At 71.5% G+C, this 20,388-nt stretch carries 18 protein-coding genes and 2 tRNA genes; 13 read left to right on the top strand and 7 right to left on the bottom strand.

Annotated elements, in window-relative coordinates; genetic code table 11:
* The 4 genes from ABZY11_RS32755 to ABZY11_RS32740 all read left to right on the top strand — a co-directional run.
* Positions 1–831 (top strand): AAA domain-containing protein (locus ABZY11_RS32755; protein WP_356482633.1); only part of this gene is annotated, 831 nt, incomplete at its 5' end.
* Between the two features lie 92 nt (positions 832–923).
* Positions 924–1,265, top strand: a complete 342-nt coding sequence (locus tag ABZY11_RS32750; protein ID WP_356482632.1) for a hypothetical protein — start codon at positions 924–926, stop codon at positions 1,263–1,265.
* Positions 1,266–1,396: 131 nt separating this feature from the next.
* A complete protein-coding gene (locus ABZY11_RS32745; RefSeq protein WP_356482631.1) occupies positions 1,397–2,104 on the top strand; it encodes a hypothetical protein in 708 nt (235 codons plus the stop codon).
* Positions 2,095–2,168: transfer RNA gene (locus ABZY11_RS32740), tRNA-Lys, on the top strand. The genes ABZY11_RS32745 and ABZY11_RS32740 overlap by 10 nt, the downstream gene beginning before the upstream one ends.
* Positions 2,169–2,233: 65 nt before the next feature.
* Here ABZY11_RS32740 and ABZY11_RS32735 read toward each other — a convergent pair.
* Entirely contained in the window at positions 2,234–3,448 is a 1,215-nt protein-coding gene (locus tag ABZY11_RS32735; RefSeq protein ID WP_356482630.1) for a M6 family metalloprotease domain-containing protein, read from the bottom strand.
* A 409-nt stretch (positions 3,449–3,857) separates the two neighbouring features.
* Between ABZY11_RS32735 and ABZY11_RS32730 the strand changes: the two genes are divergently transcribed.
* On the top strand, positions 3,858–5,723 hold the full coding sequence (locus ABZY11_RS32730; protein ID WP_356482629.1) for an EAL domain-containing protein: 1,866 nt from the start codon (positions 3,858–3,860) through the stop codon (positions 5,721–5,723).
* Between the two features lie 22 nt (positions 5,724–5,745).
* On the opposite strand, the gene ABZY11_RS32725 is transcribed toward ABZY11_RS32730, so the two are convergent.
* Positions 5,746–6,843: an LLM class flavin-dependent oxidoreductase gene (locus ABZY11_RS32725; RefSeq protein ID WP_356482628.1), complete on the bottom strand. Its 1,098-nt coding sequence runs from the start codon at positions 6,841–6,843 to the stop codon at positions 5,746–5,748.
* Between the two features lie 74 nt (positions 6,844–6,917).
* On the bottom strand, positions 6,918–7,721 hold the full coding sequence (locus ABZY11_RS32720; protein WP_356482627.1) for a decarboxylase: 804 nt from the start codon (positions 7,719–7,721) through the stop codon (positions 6,918–6,920).
* 248 nt (positions 7,722–7,969) lie between these two features.
* Here ABZY11_RS32720 and ABZY11_RS32715 point away from each other — a divergent pair, with 248 nt between their 5' ends.
* The 8 genes from ABZY11_RS32715 (at position 7,970) to ABZY11_RS32680 (ending at position 15,077) form a co-directional block, all read left to right on the top strand.
* Entirely contained in the window at positions 7,970–8,929 is a 960-nt protein-coding gene (locus ABZY11_RS32715; RefSeq protein WP_356482626.1) for a D-2-hydroxyacid dehydrogenase, read from the top strand.
* A gap of 254 nt (positions 8,930–9,183) precedes the next feature.
* On the top strand, positions 9,184–10,086 hold the full coding sequence (ehuB, locus tag ABZY11_RS32710) for an ectoine/hydroxyectoine ABC transporter substrate-binding protein EhuB (RefSeq protein WP_356482625.1): 903 nt from the start codon (positions 9,184–9,186) through the stop codon (positions 10,084–10,086).
* 19 nt (positions 10,087–10,105) lie between these two features.
* Entirely contained in the window at positions 10,106–10,846 is a 741-nt protein-coding gene (gene ehuC, locus ABZY11_RS32705; protein ID WP_356482624.1) for an ectoine/hydroxyectoine ABC transporter permease subunit EhuC, read from the top strand.
* Positions 10,843–11,484, top strand: a complete 642-nt coding sequence (ehuD, locus tag ABZY11_RS32700; RefSeq protein WP_356482623.1) for an ectoine/hydroxyectoine ABC transporter permease subunit EhuD — start codon at positions 10,843–10,845, stop codon at positions 11,482–11,484. Before ehuC ends, ehuD begins: the two co-directional genes overlap by 4 nt.
* On the top strand, positions 11,474–12,334 hold the full coding sequence (gene ehuA / locus ABZY11_RS32695) for an ectoine/hydroxyectoine ABC transporter ATP-binding protein EhuA (protein ID WP_356482622.1): 861 nt from the start codon (positions 11,474–11,476) through the stop codon (positions 12,332–12,334). Before ehuD ends, ehuA begins: the two co-directional genes overlap by 11 nt.
* A gap of 167 nt (positions 12,335–12,501) precedes the next feature.
* The gene (locus tag ABZY11_RS32690; RefSeq protein WP_356482621.1) at positions 12,502–13,260 is read left to right on the top strand and encodes an IclR family transcriptional regulator C-terminal domain-containing protein; all 759 of its coding nucleotides are present in this window, start codon (positions 12,502–12,504) and stop codon (positions 13,258–13,260) included.
* Between the two features lie 79 nt (positions 13,261–13,339).
* A tRNA-Lys gene (locus ABZY11_RS32685) sits at positions 13,340–13,413 on the top strand.
* A gap of 131 nt (positions 13,414–13,544) precedes the next feature.
* A complete protein-coding gene (locus ABZY11_RS32680; protein ID WP_356482620.1) occupies positions 13,545–15,077 on the top strand; it encodes an MFS transporter in 1,533 nt (510 codons plus the stop codon).
* An 81-nt stretch (positions 15,078–15,158) separates the two neighbouring features.
* Here ABZY11_RS32680 and ABZY11_RS32675 read toward each other — a convergent pair whose 3' ends face one another.
* The 4 genes from ABZY11_RS32675 to ABZY11_RS32660 form a co-directional block, all read right to left on the bottom strand.
* Complete coding sequence (locus ABZY11_RS32675; protein WP_356482619.1) at positions 15,159–16,838, bottom strand: AMP-binding protein; 1,680 nt, start codon at positions 16,836–16,838, stop codon at positions 15,159–15,161.
* A gap of 26 nt (positions 16,839–16,864) precedes the next feature.
* Complete coding sequence (locus tag ABZY11_RS32670) at positions 16,865–17,455, bottom strand: lytic polysaccharide monooxygenase auxiliary activity family 9 protein (RefSeq protein WP_356482618.1); 591 nt, start codon at positions 17,453–17,455, stop codon at positions 16,865–16,867.
* A 157-nt stretch (positions 17,456–17,612) separates the two neighbouring features.
* Positions 17,613–19,247, bottom strand: coding sequence for an SPFH domain-containing protein (locus ABZY11_RS32665; protein WP_356482617.1), 1,635 nt, complete (start codon positions 19,245–19,247; stop codon positions 17,613–17,615).
* Positions 19,248–19,272: 25 nt separating this feature from the next.
* The coding region (locus ABZY11_RS32660; protein WP_356482616.1) for a peptidoglycan-binding protein at positions 19,273–20,388 on the bottom strand (1,116 nt) is incomplete at its 5' end.

The following is a 20,388-nucleotide window of genomic DNA, read 5'->3' as shown; positions in this document are numbered from 1 at the left end:
GGCCAGTTGGACCCGTTCTCGATCGTCGGCGCGGACCAGTGGGCGGGGCTCTCGTACGACCCGTCCGCGAGCGCGGTCTCCACGCTGCTCGCGCACAATCCCGGGCTGCCGCAGCACCGGCTGCCGGTGTCGTGGCGGCTGCCCGCGTCCGCAGCGCCACTGGTCTCGGACGCGTTCTACCCGTACACCCCGTTCCGCAGCGGTACGGACCACGGCGACCGGCGGCTGTCCTTCGGTGTGGCGTCCGACGGCTCGGCCCCGGATCGGGTGCTGGACGAGGCCGCGGATTCCGGCTGGGGCCTGCTGGAGCTCCCGGCCCGGCACACCCCGCGCACCGACCCGGAGGCGGTGCGCGCGGTGGCCCTGGTCGTCCGCCGGCTGCTGGACCGGGGCGGCGCGGCGACCAGCGAGCGCTCGCCGGACCCGGTGCCGGTGACGGCGGACCGGGTCGCGGTCGGCACCGCCCACCGCGACCAGGCCGCGGCGGTACGGGCGGCGCTCGCGGAGCTGGGGGTGGCGGGCGTCGCGGTGGACACGGCGAACCGGCTCCAGGGCCGCGAGTTCGATGTGACGGTGGTCCTGCACCCGCTGTCCGGCCGCCCGGACGCCACCGCCTTCCACCTGGAGACGGGCCGGCTCTGCGTGCTGGCCTCGCGCCATCGGCACGCCTGCGTCGTGGTGTGCCGGGCGGGCGTCACCGAGCTGCTGGACGAGCACCCGTCCACGGAACCGGTGCAGCTGGGCGTCACGGTCAAGTTCCCGGACGGCTGGGAGGCGAACCACGCGGTGCTGGCACATCTGGCGGAGCACCGGGTGCGGTGGGAGGGATGACGGCGACCGGTCGCGGCCGTGCCGGGGGCCCTCTTGCGGGACGTTGGACAATGGAGGGTGGCCGGCGGGCCGACCCAAGGAGGCAACACCACATGGCACAACCCGAGCGGAACGAGCAGCAGCGGCTGCGCCCCGCGCCCCTGCTCTTCGAGCCGTCGGCGGCGGTCGCCGATCCCGAGCACTTCTTCGACCTGGAGTCGATGGACGACCCGAAGGAGTTGCTGTCCCGCGCCACCGAACTGTCCGTGGCGTTCCGTGTCGCGGCCGATCGCGCGGTCGAGTTCCAGGCGATCGCCGCCGCCCAGCTCGCCGATCCGCGCCGGTTCGACCGGCTCACGACCGCGGACATCGCGCAGCGTGCGGAGTGGACCGAGGACTACGCCAAGAAGATGGTCGAGTTCGGCCGGAGCCTGCTGGGCGGTGCCGCTCCCTGAGGGCCGGTCCCGCACTCCGGGTAGCACCACTGGCATATGCCCGAGCGCAAGATACTCCTCCTCACCCCGCCCTGTCCCGGTTTCCGGAAACTCTCGGAATCCGCTTGATCACTCCCGGTAGACATGCCCGTATGACCGCATGGCTGCCAGACAATTCGACCCTGTACCACGGCGACGCCCCGCACCGCGGCGCCGATGTCTTCGCCGTTCTGCGGAACCAGGCCGCGAACCAGACGGCGCATGTCACGGCGGCCGGTGCCGCCTGGCTGGCCGGCGCCGCCGCGTATCCCCGCAGCACGCTGGCCCAGTGGGAGGCCCATCCCTCCTCGCCCGGGGTACTGCCGTGCGGCTCGGCCTTCGACGTGGTGAACGTGCCCACCCTCTTCGGGCGCCGGATGCTGGAGCACCTGTGGTCGGACGGTCCCGGCTCCGGGCCGGTGGCCACGCACCGCGGACGGATGCTGCTGTTCGCCTCGCCCGGCACCGCCCAGCGGCTTCCCTCGCTGCTCGACTGGGAGGAGTGGGGCGGCGGATCCGAACCGCGGGCCGCCACGGGCCCGCTGGGTCGGGACGACGACGGCGGCAAGGTCCCGCCGCTGCTCTGCCACGGCGCCGGGGACGCGGTGACCGTCCCGCCCCTGACCTGCACCTCCACCACCCCGGGCCCCCGCTGGGTGGTCGCCCCCGACACCCGCAGCCCCTGGCTGCCGGGCCCCGACGTACTGCTCTGGGCCTGCGTGCGGGTGACCAGGTCGGCGCCCTCGTCGGCGGTCCGGAATTCGATTTTTCCTCCCGCCGATCCGGATGCTAATGTCTACGACGTCAGCAGGCGCCGCTAGCTCAGTTGGTTAGAGCAGCTGACTCTTAATCAGCGGGTCCGGGGTTCGAGTCCCTGGCGGCGCACAGACGGAAGAAGCCCCCTCGTGAGAGCGAGGGGGCTTCTTCGTGTGCGCGGCGGCCGGCCTCTCCTACACCCCGGTGGTGATCCGGACCGTCCAGGCACCCGACGGCGTCCGGTCGGCGACCTCGACCTTCGTGTGCCCGCCGGGGATGCTGTACGTCTCACCGACCCGCAGCGGGGCGTCCGCGAGCGGCGCGTAGACCGAGCGGTCCCAGCAGGCGTCGGTGCGGGGATGGGTGTCGATGACCTCGACCGGGCCGCCGCCGGACGGGGTTGCGTTGCGCACCCGGTAGAGCAGGACGCCTTCGGTGCAGGTCGCGCTGTCGTTGCCGGTGGCGCTGCGGGCCTCGATGGCCACGGCGCTGCCCTCGCCGGTCCTGATCACCGCGAGCCGGGTGCCGATGGAGGCACCGGGCACGGGCACGGCGGCCATCGGCTCCAGGGTGATGTCCCGGCTGCTCTGGACGCAGACCACCTGCCTGCGGTCCAGCCAGCCCAGCTTCCACTTGTGCCAGCCGAAGAAGTCCGGCGCGAGTCCGAACTGGCTGCCCATCACGTCCCAGTCGCCGACGTAGGTGTCCCAGTCCCCCTTGCCGTCGGACGGCCGGTGGTAGAGGTCCGGCAGGTCGAAGACGTGCCCGGTCTCGTGGGCCAGCACATTGCGGTCCGGCGGGTGCTGCTCGAAGACGGTGACGACGCGGCGGATGTCCGTGCCGTCGGCGTGCAGCGGCTGGTCGAAGTTGACGACCTTGGTGGCGTCGGAGTCGACACCGGGGGCGTCCGGGTCGGCGACCAGATAGACGATGTCGTACCGGGAGAAGTCGACCTCCGGATCGGCCGTGGCGACGGCGTCGCGCAGATAGGCGCTGCGCCCTTGGTTGTCCCAGTCCCGCCGTATGCCGTACCGGTCGGACGTCTTGGGCATCTGGATCCACTGCCGCATCGGGTGCGGGCGCAGGGCGAACTTCCCGTACGAGGCGCGCCGGAAGAACTGGCTGGTGGCGGGGAAGTAGTCCGCGACGAGCCGGCCGGGGGTGGCGGCGGGGCGGTGGTCCGGGAAGGAGAGGAAGATCATGACCGCGTCGAGGGGGTGGTCGGGGCGGGGGTAGGCGCCGTTCCAGTCGCTCAGGCCGAGGGAGTGGTGCGCCTCGGTCCGGGGCAGCGCGCAGGGTCCCGCCTCGCCGGTGGCGGCCACGGCGGGCCCGGCGACGAGGGAGGTGGCAGCGAGCGCCAGAAGAGAGGTCGCGGCGGCGGCCACACCGCGCAGACTCGGCCTCTCCACTCCCCCGGTTCTGCGCTGACGCGGCACATCTACCTCCGGGTGCGAGCTGCGGTCACCCACCCACCCTGTGATGGTTCGAGGCTTTCGTCCTGTTGTGCTGCCCCAGTCGAGTCAGCGGCCGACCGGGGTCCTCGCCCTCACAGACAGTCACAATCGATCAACGAGGCATCACAGGGGAACGCAACCGCTCGGAAACGATCGATTTCAGGTAAATCGGAACCTCGCGTGAATGGCCCATGCGGGGCGAACGCCGGGCGTGGAAGGTTCGGACGCTGGAACGGCCGACGCGCCAGCCTCTATGCTTCACCAGGCTTTCCCGCGTGGATTCCGCCTCCGACCCAGGCGCTCCACGCGGCGGGCCAGTCCGGCCACACCTGTTCAGGACAGAACTGCACGGCGGGAGCGAACGGTGAGCGGAACCCCCGAAGGGCGCAGGCCGGCGGCCGGCACACCCCGGCATTCCGCAGGTCCGCCGACCACGGAACGTCACGCTCCGTGGCCTCCTGTCGGCGCCGAGGACTCCCAGCCGCACGGCTACCGGGCCGCGTTCCGGGCCGCCACGCTCCCCATGGCCGTCGTCGATCACGAGGGCCTGGTCGTCACCGCGAACGAAGCCCTCGGCGGCCTCCTCGGCCTCTCCGCCGCGACGCTGACCAACCAGTCCGCGGCCGATCTGCTCGACCTCGCGGCGGACGGCCGCACCTGGCACGCGTACCGCGAGGTGCTGCACGGGCGGCGCTCACGGTTCCGCTGCACCCACCGCCTCAAGCACCCCGACGGACGCGCGCTGTGGGCCGAGGTCACCGTCGTACCGATGCCCGAGGAGGCCGGTGCGGGCGACGGCTCCGGGCCCGGCCGGGTGCTGCTCTCCGTCTCGGACATCAGCGACCGGCGCGAGCTGCAGAAGCGGCTGCGCCATCTCCAGATGCACGACCCGGTGACCCGGCTGCCCAACCGGACGCTGTTCTTCGAGCGGCTCTCGGCCGTCCTGGAGACCCCGCCGTACGACGACAGCTCCTCCGGCCCCGGCCGGGTCGGACTCTGCTACCTGGATCTGGACGGCTTCAAGGCCGTCAACGACTCGATGGGCCACCGGATCGGCGACCGGCTGCTCGCCGCCGTCGCCGCACGGCTCACCGACTGCGCGGCCCAGGACGGCCCGCACCGCTCCGGCGCCCATCTCGTGGCGCGCCTGGGTGGCGACGAGTTCGCGATCCTGGTCGAGGACTCCGCCGGCACGCAGCAGCTCACCGATCTGGCCCGCGCGGTCCTCGCCGCACTCCAGCAGCCCTTCGACCTGGCCGGGCAGCGCCTCTCCGTGTCCGCCTCGATCGGGGTGGTGGAACGGTCCGTGAACGGCACCTCCGCCACCGGTCTGATGCAGGCCGCCGACACCACGCTGTACTGGGCGAAGGCGGACGGCAAGGCCCGCTGGACGCTCTTCGACCCGGAGCGCAACGCCCACCGGATGACCCGGCAGACGCTCTCGTCCAATCTGCGGCCCGCCGTGGAGCGCGGCGAGTTCACCATCGAGTACCAGCCGCTGGTCGGCATGGCCGACGGAATCGTACGCGGGGTGGAGGCCCTGGTCCGCTGGAACCACCCGCAGTTCGGCATGCTCTCGCCGAATCGGTTCGTCGCGATCGCCGAGGAGGACGGCTCGATCGTCCAGCTCGGCCGGTGGGTGCTGCAGTCCGCCTGCCGCCAGGCCCGGCGCTGGCAGCTGGAGCACCCCACCGATCCGCCGCTGTTCATCAGCGTCAATGTCGCCGTACGCCAGGTCTGGGACTCCGACCTGGTCACCGATGTCGCGGAGATCCTCGCCGAGACCGGCCTGGACCCCTCGCTGCTCCAGCTGGAGCTGACCGAGTCCGCGGTGATGGGCTCGGCCGGGCGCCCGATCCAGGCCCTCCAGTCGCTCAGCGAGATGGGCGTGCGGATCGCCATCGACGACTTCGGTACCGGCTACTCCAACCTCGCCTATCTGAGCCGGCTGCCGGTCTCGGTGCTGAAGCTGGACGGCTCGTTCGTACGCGGCTTCCGCTACGACGACGGCGCCCACCCGAGCCCGGCCGACGAGACGATCGTCGAGGCGATGGTGCAGCTGGCGCACCGGCTGGGCCTGACCGTCACCGCGGAGTGCGTGGAGACGGCCGGCCAGGCGGAACGGCTGCGCAGGATCGGCTGCGACACCGGGCAGGGCTGGCTGTACTCGCGCGCGGTGGCCCCGGAGCGGATCGCCGAGCTGATCGGCACCCGCCCGATGCAGGGCTGAGCCACCGCGCGGCGGGGCCGGGTCAGGCCGTGGGCAGGCCGTACGCGTCCGCGATCAGCTCGTAGCTGCGCAGCCGCGCCTCGCCGCCGTGGGCGTTGGCGGTGATCATCAGCTCGTCGGCGCCGGTGCGCTTGGCCAGGTCGTCGAGGCCGGTACGGACCTGGTCCGCCGTGCCGTGGACGATGTTGGCGAGCCAGCTGTCGACGAACTCGCGCTCCATCGGGCTGAAGGCGTACGCCTCCGCCTCCTCGGGCGTCGGGACCAGGCCGGGGCGGCCGGTGCGCAGCCGGACCATGGACAGGGCGCCGGAGAGCACCTGGCGGCGGGCCTCGCGTTCGTCGTCGGCGGCCAGCGCCGAGACACCGATCAGGGCGTACGGGGCGTCGAGCACCGCGGACGGCCGGAACGACTCCCGGTACAGGTCGAGCGCCGGAATCGTGTTCTGCGCCGAGAAGTGGTGGGCGAAGGCGAAGGGCAGTCCGAGCACACCGGCCAGCCGGGCGCTGAAGCCGGAGGAGCCGAGCAGCCAGACCGGCGGGCGGGCCGGCGACTGGACGCCGCCGTCAGCCGTGGCCTGGACCGGGCCGGGCACCGCGTGGACACGGGCGTAGGGGTGGCCGTCGGGGAAGTCGTCGTCCAGGAACCGGGTCAGCTCGGCGAGCTGCTGCGGGAAGTCTTCGGCGCCTTCGTTCAGCCGGTCGGTGCGGCGCAGGGCGGCCGCCGTCGCGCCGTCGGTGCCGGGGGCGCGGCCGAGGCCGAGGTCGATGCGGCCGGGGGCCATGGCCTCCAGGGTGCCGAACTGTTCCGCGATGACGAGCGGTGCGTGGTTGGGCAGCATCACTCCGCCGGAGCCGAGCCTGATGCGCTCGGTGTGTGCGGCGAGGTGGGCCAGGATCACGGCGGGCGAGGAGGAGGCGACGCCGGGCATGGAGTGGTGTTCGGCGACCCAGTAGCGGTGGAATCCACGGCGCTCGGCGAGCTGTGCGATGTCCACGCCGGTACGCAGCGCCTGGGTGGCGGTACGGCCCTGCCCCACGGTCACCAGGTCCAGTACGGAGAGCGGAACGGGGGCCGTTCCCTCCGCCTTGCCACGGATCCCGTCGCCTTGAGTCTCTTCCACGTCCTGGCCTCTCCGGTGATGCGCCTGCGTCCGGCTCGTATGTCCGGAAGTGGATAACAGGAGGTTGTCTCCGGTTATTCCCGCACATCTCCGGGCAGGGCCCGCCTCCCGCTGTGCGCGCGCTCCCGGCCCTCGCCCCAGACGGCCACCGGAGCCGGCGGCGCCTCCCGGGCCGCGAAGATCCTGCCCAGCCGCGGGGACCATGCGCGGCGCCCTGCCAGGCGCAGCCCCTCCCGGACCGTGACCTGGTTCCCGGTGAGGACCGGCTTGCCGAGGAGTTCCTCCAGTTCGGCCTCGTGCCCGGCGGTGTGCAGCGCGGTGTCGGGCAGCAGGACCACATCGGCCTCCGGCCGGTCGGCGGCGACGGCGAGTTCCTTCACCCGGTCCAGGTCCCAGCCGGCGGCCTCGGCGGCCGAGCCGAGCGGGGCGGCGTGGGTGACGGCCACGCCGATGCTCGCGGCGTGCAGGAAGTCGGCGAACAGGCCGGTGATGCGCTCGGGGTAGGTGGAGGCGACGGCGACCCGGTCGGCGCCCAGCTCCCGTACCGCGTGGGCGAAGCCGAACGAGGTGCTGGAGGCGGGCACGCCGGCCGCTCGGGCCAGGGCGGCGGTCTGTTCATGGGCGCCCTCCCAGCCGTACAGGAAGCTGCCGCCGCCGCTCGCCCACACGACGGACTCGACCCCGGCGCGCTGCAACTCCTCCACCCCGGCGGCCAGCCGCTCGGGCGCGCCGGTCCGCATCAGGGCGTCGATCCTGTAGGCGTCCTCGTCGACGTCGGTGCGGTTCACCACCAGCCTGACGGCGTCGAGCAGGATCTCCATCCGCGGGAAGTCGTCCTCCGCGAAGTGGCCCGGGTAGAGAAATCCGATGGTCGTCATGTCCACCCTTCCTGTTCCTGTCCGACCTTCTGTTCCTGTCCGGCCTGTCTGTTCCTGTCCGGCCTGCCTGTTCCCGCCCGGCCCTGTTCCGCTCAGGAGCGGGGAGTCCGCCCGTGACCATTCACCCCGTTCCCTCCAAGTATTCCTCCATATGTCGTGACCTCTGCCGTGACCTGTTGACGGGTGCCGGGGCGGGTGCGAGCGTGGTCAATCCGCCCCTCCCAGACGCAGCGGAGCGACCGCCTCTCATGTCAGAGCCCACCCTGCTCGTCCTGGACACCGACCCGTCGCCGCGGCTCGGCCGGCTGACCGGCCGGGCCCGGATCCGGTACACGGACGAGGCCGGGCTCGCCGCGCGGCTGCCGACGGCCGATGTGCTGCTGGTGTGGGACTTCGCCTCCGACGCGGTACGGGCCGCCTGGCCCGGCGACGGACCGCGCCCGGCCTGGGTGCACACCGCGAGCACGGGCGTGGACCGGCTGCTCTGCCCGGAACTGACGGCCTCCGACACGGTGCTGACCAACGCCCGGGGCATCTTCGAGCGGCCCGTCGCCGAGTATGTGACCGGCCTGGTGCTGGCGTTCGCGAAGGACCTCCCCGGCACGCTGGAGCTCCAGCGGCGACGGCAGTGGCGCCACCGCGAGACCACCCGGCTCGCGGGCAGCCGCGCGGTGGTCGTCGGCGCGGGCCCGATCGGGCGGGAGATCACCAGGCTGCTGATCGCGCTGGGGGTCCAGGTGGCGCTCGTGGGGCGCAGGGCGCGGCGCACCATCCACGGCACCGAGGATCTGGACCGGCTGACCGCCCTGGCCGACTGGGTGATCTGCGCGGCCCCGCTGACCGGGTCGACCCGCGCCATGTTCGACGCCCGGTTCTTCGGGCTGATGCAGCCGTCGGCCCGCTTCATCAATGTGGGGCGCGGACCGCTGGTCGTCGAGGAGGACCTGGCCGAGGCGCTGCGCAGGCGCTGGATCGCGGGCGCGGCGCTCGACGTGTTCGAGCAGGAGCCCCTGGGGCCGCAGAGCCCGCTCTGGGACGTACCGGATCTGATCGTGTCGCCGCACATGAGCGGTGACACGGCGGGCTGGCGGGACCGGCTGAGCGAGCAGTTCGTGGCGATGTACGAGCTCTGGGCGGCCGGGGAGCCCCTGCCGAACGTGGTGGACAAGCAACGCGGTTACGTCCCCGTGCGGGAGCCGGGCGAGTGAGCGGGGCGGGTCCGGCCCGCCGGGCACCCGGCCCACCGCCACGGACCCACGCAACTGACCAACCGTCATGGGCCGTTCCGCGGCGGGCAATACGCGCCGCGCACCGGCCGGCTCCCCAGGCCCGCACGGGACACGGGAAGGTCACCGTCCGATCACCGTTCGGTCACATGCGGCCTCTTCCTGCATAGACGTACGGGATCGGGCAGGCGCTCACCCTGTCCGGACTGTTCGACCCCTCCAGGAGATTGCGAACCATGGCTGACTTCCCGAACCTGTCCCGCCGGGGCTTTCTGAACCGATCGGCGGCCGTGGGTGGCCTGCTCGTCGTTCCCGGTCTGCTCTCCGCGTGCAGCAAGACCGACGCCGGTTCCGCGGACGGTGCGGGGGCGCTCGAAAAGCTCCGTAAGCAGGGGTTCGTCCGGGTCGCGTACGCCAATGAGGCCCCGTACGGCTATCTGGAGGGCAAGCAGCTCAAGGGCGAGGCGCCCACCCTGCACCGGGAGATCTTCAAGGCGCTCGGCGTCGACGAGCTGAAGCCCACGCTCTCCGAATGGGACGGTCTGATCCCCGGACTCCAGGCAGGCAAGTACGACGTGGTCAGCGCCGGCATGGCGATCACCCCCGAGCGCTGCGCCAACGCCCTCTTCTCCGAACCCGAGTTCATCTCGCCCACCGCGATGATGGTGAAGAAGGGCAACCCGAAGAAGATCACCGATCTGGCGTCCGCGAAGGCCGCCGGGATCACCGTCGGGGTGATGTCGGGCGCCGTCGAGGCCAAGTACGCCGAGGGGGCCGGCATCCCCGAGGGCCGGATCAAGACACTGCAGAAGCCGCAGGACGGCGCCGACGCGCTCAGGGGCGGCCGGATCGACGCGTTCCTGCTCACCGGGATCTCGCTGCGCTGGCTGGCGAAGACGAACCCCGGCACCGAGGTCACCGAGGCCTTCCTGCCGGAGCTCGACGGCAAGAAGCAGTACAGCCCCGGTGGCGCCGTCTTCCGCAAGGGCAACGAGGATCTGCGGGACTCCTTCAACCGCGAGCTGAAGAAGATCGTCGCGGACAAGTCTCGCTACGTGGGCCTGCTCCAGGATTACGGCTTCGGGGCCACCGAGCTCCCGCCGGCCACTTTGAAGACGGCCGATCTGTGCAAGGGCTGACGGGGACGGACCGCGCCGCATGAGTGATTTCTTCTCCGCCTTCCTCGATGATCTGCCGCAGTTGCGCTCCGGGTTGTGGGTGACCCTGGAAGCCACCGTCCTGGGCGCGCTGGCAGCCCTGCTCCTGTCGTTCGTCCTCGGCCTGATGTCGGTCAGCCGGCTGCTGGTGCTGCGCGGTGTGTCACGCGTGGTCGTGGAGTTCTTCCGCGGCACCTCGCTCTACATCCAGCTGTTCTGGCTCTACTACGCGATGCCGACACTGACGGGGTACGAACTGGACCCGCTGTTCTGCGGTGTCGTCGCCTTCGGTCTCAACTACGGCGCGTACGGCGCCGAGGTGGTGCGCGGGGCGATCGGCTCCGTGCCGCGCGGCCAGTACGAGGCCGCCGTCGCGCTGAACATGTCGCCGCTGCACCGGATGCGGAAGGTGATCCTTCCGCAGGCCTGGGTGCAGATGATCCCGTCCTTCACCAATCTGCTGATCCAGCTGCTGAAGTGCACCCCGCTGCTGTGGCTGATCTCCGCAGCCGACCTGATGACCGTGGTCCAGCAGCTGCGCGACCGTACCGGTGAGACGGTCACCGCGTATCTGACCCTGCTGGTCGTCTACTTCGTGCTGGCCTACGCGCTGACCCTGCTGATGAATCTGCTGGAGCGGGGCGCCAAGCGGCGGCTCGGGCTGCACACCGGCGCGGGCTCGCTGCTGCGCAGCCGCAGCGCCACCGAGGCCGTCGCCTCGACGGCGGGAGGTGCCCGGTGAACGGTTTCGACTGGAACGCCGCCGGGGACGCCCTGCCCCTGCTGCTCAAAGGTTTCGAGGTCACGCTGCTGGCGACCGTCCTCGGCACGCTGGTCGCCGCCGTCCTGGGCCTGGCCATCGCGGTCGCCGGACGGGCCCCGAGCAGGTTCGTGACGGTGCCGGTACGGGCCTTGATGGAGTTCATCCGGTCCACCCCGCTGCTCGTCCAACTGGTCGGCGCCGCCGCCCTGTTCACCTCGGTGGAACCGCTGACGATCGGCATCGTGGTGCTGGGCGTCCACTACGCCACGTACACCTCCGAGGTGTACCGCGCCGGGATCGACGGCGTACCGAAGGGCCAGTGGGAGGCCTGCCGGGCGCTCTCGTTCACCCCGCGGCGGACCTGGCAGGCCGTGATCCTGCCGCAGGCGGTGCGCAGTGTGCTGCCCGCCCTCGGCAACTACGCGATCTCGATGTTCAAGGAGACCCCGTTCCTCGCCGTGATCACGGTGCAGGAAATGGTCTTCGAGGCCCGTAAGTACGGAGCCGACCACTTCGCGTACACCGAGGCATTCACGCTCGCCGGCCTGGTCTTCCTGGTCGCGAGCTACCCCACCTCGCTGCTGATGAGAAAGCTGGAGAAGCGCCTTGGCCACTGAACCACTCCCCCTGCGCAAGACGGCGGCCGCGGCCCCCCGGGACGCCGTGCCGGCCGCGGCGCCCGAAGCGGCGCCGGGGACCGGCCATCCGCTGGTCCGTTTCGACGACGTCGTGAAGCGGTACGGCGACCATGTCGTCCTGGACCGGCTGAACTTCTCGGTGCGGCGCGGCGAGCACGTCACCCTGATCGGCCCCAGCGGCTCGGGCAAGACCACCATCCTGCGGCTGCTGATGACGCTGGAGAAGGTCAGCGACGGCGTGATTTGGGTGGACGGCAACCCGCTGTCCCATGTCACCGCGCCCGACGGATCACTGAAGCCGGCGAGCGAGAAGCACCTGCGCGAGGCCCGGAAGAAGATCGGCATGGTCTTCCAGCAGTTCAACCTCTTCCCGAACATGAAGGTGCTGCAGAACATCACCGAGGCCCCGGTCAATGTGCTGGGCATGGACCGCGACGAAGCGGAGAGCCGGGCCCGGGAGCTGCTCGACCTGGTGGGACTCTCCGGGAAGATCGACGCGCACCCGTCCCAGCTCTCCGGCGGCCAGCAGCAGCGGGTGGCGATCGCCCGCGCGCTGGCGATGCGGCCGGAGATCCTGCTGCTGGACGAGGTGACGTCGGCGCTCGACCCGGAGCTGGTGGCGGGTGTGCTGGACCTGCTGGGCGACATCGCCAGGAACACCGACATCACCATGCTCTGCGTGACCCACGAGATGAACTTCGCCCGGGACGTCTCGGAAAAGGTACTCATGTTCGACGAGGGGCGGGTCATCGAGTCCGGATCGCCGGAAAAAATCTTCTCCGATCCGGAGCACGAACGTACGCGCGAGTTCCTCGACGCAGTGCTGTGACCTCGCCACTCGTCACCTGACAGTGCCGTTGGCATATGTCGTACGGATGCGCCCCAGCTCACGGAGCCGGGGCGCATCCATCGAGTCGTCAACAGCCGCCCCGGAAAAGAGACCTGGCGGCTATCGTGAGGACAGAGCTTGCGGTCACAACCTGGCAGGGGGAAACCGTGACATTGAAGCCCGAACCGACCGCGCCGTTCCATTCGGTGCAGTACGCCCTTCGCGTTCTCGAAACGGTCTCCAAGCACGGCAACGGTGTGACGGACACCCAGATCTCCCGGGAGACGGGACTGCCCATCGGGCATCTCACCCCACTGCTGCTGACGCTGCGCCGCGAGGGCTATGTGGAGCAGATCACCGACGGCGCGTACGTCATCGGCTCCTCGCTCCTGCTCCTCGGCTCCGGCCCGGCCCGCAGCCAGGCCCTGGAGAACAGACTCCAGCAGATGCTGGCGCAGCTGCGCGATTCGGTCGGCGCGGCGGTCTACATCAGCCGGTACGTCGACGGCGAGATCCGGGTCACGCAGTACGCCGACGGCCCGCTCACCCCCGCGGTCAACGAGTGGGTGGACTTCCGGTCGGCCGCGCATGCCTCGGCGGTCGGCAAGTGCCTGCTGGCCCAGCTCGACCAGAACGGCCGCCGCGACCACATCTCGCGCCACAGGACGCCCCGGCTCACGTCACGGACGATCACCAGCGAGAAGGTGCTCTTCTCCAAGCTGGACAGCCAGCCGGCCACGGTCCCGGTGCTCGACATCCAGGAGTACGCGGTCGGCACGGTGTGCGCGGCGGTCCCGCTGACGGCCGGGGCGTCGGCGGGCTGCCTGGCACTGTCGCTGCCGATCGAGGACGCGCACCGGCTGCGCTCGGCGGCGGACACGCTGAACCGGCGGGCGGCGCCCGTGCTCCTGTCGCTGGCGCTCTAGAAACAGGGCCCGATCACGCTCTCTCCCGAGGGGTGTCACCACCACCCCTCGGGAGCAGGTATTATTTTCGAGTCAGCAGGCGCCGCTAGCTCAGTTGGTTAGAGCAGCTGACTCTTAATCAGCGGGTCCGGGGTTCGAGTCCCTGGCGGCGCACGGACAACGCACTGGGCGGTTCACGTACACACGTGAACCGCCCAGTGCGTTTTTTGCTGCCCATGGAGATGTACGAACGTTTTACACGCTCGTACTAGACAAGCGTTTTAAACGCTCGTACATTTCCTGGCATGACGAACGCCACGAGCACCACCGCCGAGCGCGGCGACCTCGCCGGTCGCCGGGAATGGACCGCCTTCGTGGTCCTCCTGCTGCCCCTCCTTCTCGTCTCGATGGACATCTCCGTCCTCTTCTTCGCGATCCCGTCCATCGACCGGGACCTCGCCCCCAGCGCCACCCAGCAGCTCTGGATCTTCGATGTGTACGCCTTCGCCCTGGCCGGCCTGCTCATCACGATGGGCTCGCTCGGCGACCGGATCGGCCGTCGCAAGCTGCTGCTCCTGGGCGCGTTCGCGTTCAGTGCCGCGTCCGTCGCCGCCGCGTACGCCGACAGCCCCGAGATGCTCATCGCGGCCCGCGCCCTGCTCGGGGTCGGCGGGGCGACGCTGATGCCGTCGACCATGGGGCTGGTACGGAACATGTTCCGCGACGAGCGGCAGCGCGGCCGGGCCGTGGGGATCTGGTCGGGGGCCATGGCGGGCGGGATCGCGCTCGGCTCGGTGCTCAGCGGGGTCATGCTGGAGCACTTCTGGTGGGGCTCGGTCTTTCTGATCAACGTGCCGGCGATGGTGCTGCTGCTGGTGCTGGTGCCGGTACTGGTCCCGGAGTACAAGGACCCGGACCCCGGACGGTTCGACTTCCTGAGCGTGCCGCTGTCGATGGGGTCCGTGCTGCCGGTCGTCTACGGCGTCAAGGAGAGCGCCGCCCATGGGCTCGATGTACGGAACGCGCTGATCATCGCCGCCGGGCTGGCCGTCGGCCTGCTCTTCGTCCGCCGCCAGCGAAGCCGCGGTGACGCGATGATCAGCCGGGAACTGTTCCGCCACCGCGGCTTCGCGGCCGGGATCGGGCTGAACGCGCTGGCCGCGTTCGCCATGATGGGTTCCTCGTTCTTCACCACGCAATATCTGCAGTCGGTGCTCGGCATGAGCACGATGGAGGCCGCACTGTGGAGCCTGGCGCCGTCCCTGGCGGTGGGCGCCGCGGCCCCGACGGCCACGGCGATCGCCCAGCGGACCGACCGGGCGCGGGTCATCTGCGCCGGTTTCGTCATCGCCGCGGCCGGTTTCGCCATCCTCGCCCTGACCGGTACGGACTCCCTGTGGCTGCTGCTCGGCGGCTGTGCCGTGATGAGCTGCGGCATCGTCACCGTGATGGCGCTCGTGTCGGACCTGGCGCTGTCCACGGCCCCGCCGACGAAGGCGAGTTCGGCGGCCTCGCTGCTGGAGACCGGCCAGGAGTTCGGCGGTGCGATGGGGATGGCCCTGCTGGGCGCGGTGGCCACCGCGATCTACACCGCGGACATGCCGGACTCCGCTCCGGAGGCCGCCCGCAAGACGCTGGCCGGTGCGGTGGCCACGGGTGACGGTTCGCTGATCTCGGTCGGCCGGGAGGCCTTCGTGCACAGCATGCAGTACGCCTCGGTCGCGGGGGCGGCGCTGCTGCTGGCGGGGGCCGTGCTGGCCGCGACACTGCTGCGGAGGGCCGCGGGAGCGGACGCCACGGCGGCTGCGGCGCCCAAGGAGCCGGCGCTGACGAACTAGGTCGCACCAGGCGTCGCGGGGCAGGCGGGACTCTGCGGGCGCGGCCCAGGGTCTGTCCGGCGGACCAGGGCCGGACAGACCCTAGTACTGCTCGGGCCGCGCCACCGGATCCGGCGCGGCCCGCCCGTGCGCCTCGTACTCGCTCAGCAGGGCCGCCAGTTCCGCGCCGCCGAACGGGGCGTACCTGCCGCCCGGACCCCGCCACCACACGGGTCCCCCGCACCGGAACGCCTCCCGGCGCAGTGCCACCCGGTGCACCTTGTTCGTCGCCGTCACCGGCATCGCCGGGACGATCCGTACGAAGCCGGGGGCCATCTTCGTACCCAGGTCCGGCTGCGCCGCGAGGAACGCGGCGAAGGCCGACGGGTCGAAGACGGCCCCCTCCCGCATGGCCAGCGCCGCCATCACCCGGTCCCCGGCGACCGGGTCCGGCACCGCGTACACCGCCACGGCCGCCGCGTCCTGCCAGCGGGCCAGGATGTTCTCGATCACCGCGGCGGCCAGGTTCTCGCTGTCCACCCGCAGCCGGTCGTCGGTACGGCCCGCGAAGTAGAGGAAGCCGTCGGCGTCGCGGAAGAAGAGGTCCCCGGTCCAGTACCAGCCGCCGCGCACCCGCTCGGCGTCCGCCTCCTCGTTGCGCCAGTAGCCCTCGAAGGGGGTACGCCCCCGGTTGACCAGCTCCCCGATCGCCTCGGCCCCATTGGCCAGCCGGCCCGCCCCGTCGAAGACGGCGGTGGCCCGCTCCTCGCCGGTGTCCGGGTCCACGACCGCGAGATCGTCGCGGGCCGACGCCTTCCCGATCGCCCGCTCCGGGGTGTCCGGAGTCCGCTGGATCGCCGCACCTCCCTCGGAGGAGCCGTAGCCCTCGACCAGCCGCACCCCGAACCGCTCCCGGAACCGGGCCGCGTCCACCGCGCCGGCCTCGGTGCCGAAGCCGAGTCGCAGCGAGTGCTCGCGGTCGTCCGGGCGCTCGGGGGTGGCCAGCAGGTACTGCACGGCGCGGCCGACATAGGTGAAGTACGTCGCCCCGTGCGCCCGTACGTCGTCGAGGAATCCGGAGGCCGAGAAGCGGCGGCGCAGCGCGACGGCGGCCCCGCCGGCCAGTGCGGGTGCCCAGTCGGCGATCACGGCGTTGCCGTGGAACATCGGCATGCAGATGTAGTGGACGTGCTCGCGCCGGACGCCGAAGTGGTCGACGAGCGACTGTCCGGCCGCCGCCAGCCGTCCCTGGGTGCAGATCGCGGCCTTGGGCGCGCCGGTCGATCCGGAGGTGAAGTAGAGCAGCATCCGGGTTCCGGGGCCGATGTCCGTCCGGGCCGTGTCGCCCGGCGCGGCTCCGGCGTACGGGGCGAGGAGCTCGGCGTACGCGTCGGTGTCGGTGACCAGCATCCGCACACCCGGGAGGTCCAGGCCGTCGAGCAGCGGCAGGTGGGCGCGTTCGGTGACCAGGACCCGGCAGTCGGTGTGCAGGATGTCGCGGGCCAGTTCGGCGCCGCGCCGGGTGGGGTTGATGCCGGCCACGGCGGCCCCGGCCAGGGCCGCCGCGCTCAACCAGAGAGGAAATTCGGGAGTGTTGTCCAGCAGCACCCCGAGGTGCGGTTCGCCGCCCGCCGACAGCAGATCCGCCAGGAGCGCGGCCCGTGCGGCAGCGCCCGAGGCGACCTGGTGATGAGTGAGGACGGTGTCCTGGTGTCTCAGTCCGGGCCGGTGGTCGCCCCATTGGCGCTGTACGAGCTCCGCTACGGTGCCTGCGCTCCTCATGGCGCCGCACGGTAACTGACTACACGTCAGAACTGAACATCGGAGCAGGCGTAGAACGCGTTCGCCGTGTCAGCGATGTTCCAGACGCTCAGGATGATGTGCTTCCCGCTCTTCTGGGTGGGGATGGTGCCCTGCTGGGTCAGGGTCGCCGGGGGCTGCTTGCCGCCGTACGGCACCGTCATGAAGGGCTGCGACTCCAGGTCCGCCCTGGTGAGCGGCTTGGTGGGGTCCCAGCCGTCCTTGGTGATGTAGTAGCGGAAGTCAGTCGTGGCGTGGCGCGCGGTGAACTGCCAGCGGAAGCTGAAGCCCTGGCCCGCGGTGACCTGGGTGGCGGGCCAGTTGCCGCCGCGCGGGTCGTCGAGCTGGGCGAACTCGCCGTGGCCGCCGGAGCAGATCTTGCCGTCGGCCGGCCCTGCCGCCGGGAAGCCCTTCGGGCCCTCGACGCTCTGCGGCTCCCACTGGATGTTGCCGCAGCCGGTCACCGTGCCGTTGGCACAGAGCTTCTGACGGCTGATGGGGTTGTCGGTGTAGCCGTGGCTGCTGGCACTGCTCGTCGCGAACATCGAGACGCCCGCGATTGCCAGGCCGACCACGGCCGCGCTTGCCCTTTTACGCATTGCTGTCGCTCCTCAAGAACGTGGGGGAGGTTCCATGAGCTGTGCTGCGCGCGCCCTGCGGTCTAGACCAAGACTTAGATTATTGACGGGGCATGAACATGTCCAGACCAATGGGAGTTGGATTCCGCTTGGCCGACCCCACAGCCCCTCGGGCCCCTCAGGCACCCTCCCCGCCACTGCGTCCGGTGTAGAAGGCCACCGTCAAATCCTTGACCAGGGACTTCCGTTCGTAGTCGTCCAGCTCCACGAGGCCCCGTGCGGTCAGCCGGTTGACCGTGTCGTCGACCGCGTCGACCACCGAAGTCAGCACGCTGTCCCGGTGCTTGGCGTCGATCGCGGCGATCCGGCGGCGCTGCATCGACGCGGCGACCTCCGGCGCGTACTCGATTCCGGTCGGCTGCGCCGAGTACACCTCGATGCCGACGGGCTCGCAGTCCGCCTTCAGCATCCGGGTCAGCGCGTCGCCGACCGCCTCGGCGTTGCGCAGGGTGTGCGCGTCCTCGTGGAAGGCGTCGGCGGGCAACTGCGAGAGGACCCGGGCCATCGCCGCCTCGACCTGCTCGCGCAGATACGCCTCGTGGTCGGCGACCCCGAGCGCCGCCCGCACGGTGTCCTTGATCCGCCACACCACGAGGACGACGACGCGCAGCGCCGTACCGTTGGCGTCCACGGCGGGCAGCGGTTCGCTGCGCCAGTGCCGCAGGCGTACGTCGACCCGGCGGCGCAGCAGCAGGGGACTGATCCACATCAGCCCGGTCCGCCGCACACTCCCCCGGTACTCGCCGAACAGCGTCAGCACCCAGGCGTACCCCACGCGTCCGCGGCTCAGGCCGCCGAGCGCGAAGATCACCAGCGACACCAGCGCCGCGAGCGCCGCCCAGGCGCCGATTCCGATCCCGTCGTACGGACGCGAGCCGATCCCGAACCGGGCGAGCGCGGTGGCGGGCAGCGCGCCGATCCACCAGAGCACGGTGCCACCGGCGGCGACCCCGGCCAGCCCGGTGAGCAGGGCCAGCCAGCCGGGGAGCGCGGGCCCCGGGCGCTCGGTGAGCCGTGGATCACCGACCGGCGCCGGCCGCGTCGAGGGCCGAACCTGCGGCCCCCTCGGCACGGGTGGCCGACGCACCCCCGTCTGCGGCTGCTCGCCGCCGGCTCCCCGTCGCGTCACACCGGTGGGGAGCGCGGCCGCGTGGGCGCGCGCGGCGTCCTCGCGGAAGAGCAGATGCACGGGGATGGTCGCGGTCCGCTCGTTGCCGATGACCGCGTGGTGCCGCCCGGTCCCCCACAGCGTGTCCCGGCGCTGCTCGGCCCCGTCGCCCCCGGCGACGGGGAGGGAGTCGAAGACGGTTTCGGGGGCCGCGCGGTGCCGGGGCGGGAACAGGGGCGCGGTGCCGGGACCCGGGTCCGTGCGGTTCCCGGCCACGACCGGGGCGGGGGCGCCGCCCAACGCCGGCGCCGGTGCGGCGCCCGTGGCCGCGGCCGGGACCGACACCGAGGCCGAGGCCGAGGCCGACACCGAGGCCGAAGTCGCGCCGATCGCGGAGTCCAGGTCCTCGCCCGGGACCAGATCCAGCACGAGGTCGACCACGGAATCCGACCCGGCGTCCGCACCGGCCCCCGGCCCCGCACCGGTCTCCGGAGCCGTCGCCCCGGCGGGCCCGTCCGGCCCGCCGTCCTCCCGCTCGGGCGGCGCCACCTGATCCGGGCCGCTCGCCCGGACCGGTTCCCGCTCCTCCTCCCGTTGCCTTCCGTCCTGCGGAATTCCGAAGCTGTCCGACACCGTGGATCGCATACCCATCTCCGTCATGTCCGTCGTGTCACCCGAAGAGTCGCCGCCAGGTCTCCGGACCGGGGTAGCCGTCGGCCGCTCCGCCCCGCCAGCCCTGAGCCCGTTGGAAGGCCTCGACATTGCGCCGGTCCGCCTCGGTCCACCGGCGGCCGGGGCCCGAGGTGTAGTACTTGCCGTAGCCCTTCTTCACCAACTGCTTGCCGAGCCGGTCGACATGGCTGTTGGACTGACCGGGCCGGAAATGGCCCCGCCCGGGAAACTTCGAATCCGGGTTCGAGTCGCCGTGGCCGGCTCCCGCTCCGCTCCCGCCGCCGCTTCCGGGGATGTCGCGGCCGGTTCCGTTGGCCAGCAGCCGCCAGGTGTCGGGGCCGGGGATGCCGTCCGCCTCCTCGCCCTTCCAGCCCTGGGCCTTCTGGAACGCCTGGGTCGCGCGCCGGTCGGCCTCGCCCCAGCCCGGCCCGGGGCCGACCGTGTAGAAGCGCTTGCCGCCCCGGTCCGTGAGCATCCTGCCGAGCTCGGTGACGTACTCGTTGCTGGCACCGGGACCGAACTTCCCGGTTCCCGGGAACCTCGTCACCGACGAACCGCTGCCACCGCTTCCGCCACTGAGGGCCTTGTAGCGGTACGCGACGTAGCTGCCGGAGTTGGTCCAGTACGCCATGGGCGTCGTCTTCTTGCGGGTGTGCGGCTTCGTCTGCTCGTACGCCGTGTAGTGGGTGTGCGTGTAGTCGGTCCAGCCGCCGAAGATCGTGACGTGCGAGCCCTTCGAGGGGTCGGCCGGGTTGTGGAAGAGCAGGATGTCGCCGGGCTGGAGCTCCTCCCGCGCGATCCGCTTACCGAACGCGGCGAGGCTGCCCGTCCACTCGTTGCCGGGCAGGTTCCAGGCCATCGACACGAAGCCGGAGCAGTCCTGCCGGTACCCGTCCGACCAGTACTTGCCCATGCTGTACGGGACCTGCGCGGACACCCACTTCTTCGCGCGGTTGATGATGTCCGCCCGGCTGCTCTTGCGCAGCTTGGGCGTGGTGGTCGTGGACGAGGGCGGGCCCGCGGCGCCGGCGCCGCGCAGCGGTCCGGGTCCGCCCTGCGGGCTGTCCCCGTCCGGGTCGGTCCGGGCGGCTCCGGGCGCCTTTGCCGCCCGGTC

It is taken from the genome of Streptomyces sp. NPDC006510 (assembly GCF_040611955.1).
Lineage (GTDB): Bacteria > Actinomycetota > Actinomycetes > Streptomycetales > Streptomycetaceae > Streptomyces.
The sequence above is the reverse complement of the archived record's forward strand: the minus strand, read 5'-3'. Positions and strand labels throughout refer to the sequence as shown.

Excerpts from the sequence above, each read along its gene's own strand:
- ehuC (WP_356482624.1), top strand. The coding sequence starts at position 10,106 with ATGAGTGATTTCTTCTCCGCCTTCCTCGATGATCTGCCGCAGTTGCGC.
- ABZY11_RS32665 (WP_356482617.1), bottom strand. The coding sequence starts at position 19,247 with ATGCGATCCACGGTGTCGGACAGCTTCGGAATTCCGCAGGACGGAAGG.
- ABZY11_RS32720 (WP_356482627.1), bottom strand. The coding sequence starts at position 7,721 with ATGACGACCATCGGATTTCTCTACCCGGGCCACTTCGCGGAGGACGAC.
- ABZY11_RS32750 (WP_356482632.1), top strand. The coding sequence starts at position 924 with ATGGCACAACCCGAGCGGAACGAGCAGCAGCGGCTGCGCCCCGCGCCC.
- ABZY11_RS32745 (WP_356482631.1), top strand. The coding sequence starts at position 1,397 with ATGACCGCATGGCTGCCAGACAATTCGACCCTGTACCACGGCGACGCC.
- ABZY11_RS32675 (WP_356482619.1), bottom strand. The coding sequence starts at position 16,838 with ATGAGGAGCGCAGGCACCGTAGCGGAGCTCGTACAGCGCCAATGGGGC.
- ABZY11_RS32715 (WP_356482626.1), top strand. The coding sequence starts at position 7,970 with ATGTCAGAGCCCACCCTGCTCGTCCTGGACACCGACCCGTCGCCGCGG.
- ABZY11_RS32680 (WP_356482620.1), top strand. The coding sequence starts at position 13,545 with ATGACGAACGCCACGAGCACCACCGCCGAGCGCGGCGACCTCGCCGGT.
- ehuB (WP_356482625.1), top strand. The coding sequence starts at position 9,184 with ATGGCTGACTTCCCGAACCTGTCCCGCCGGGGCTTTCTGAACCGATCG.
- ABZY11_RS32670 (WP_356482618.1), bottom strand. The coding sequence starts at position 17,455 with ATGCGTAAAAGGGCAAGCGCGGCCGTGGTCGGCCTGGCAATCGCGGGC.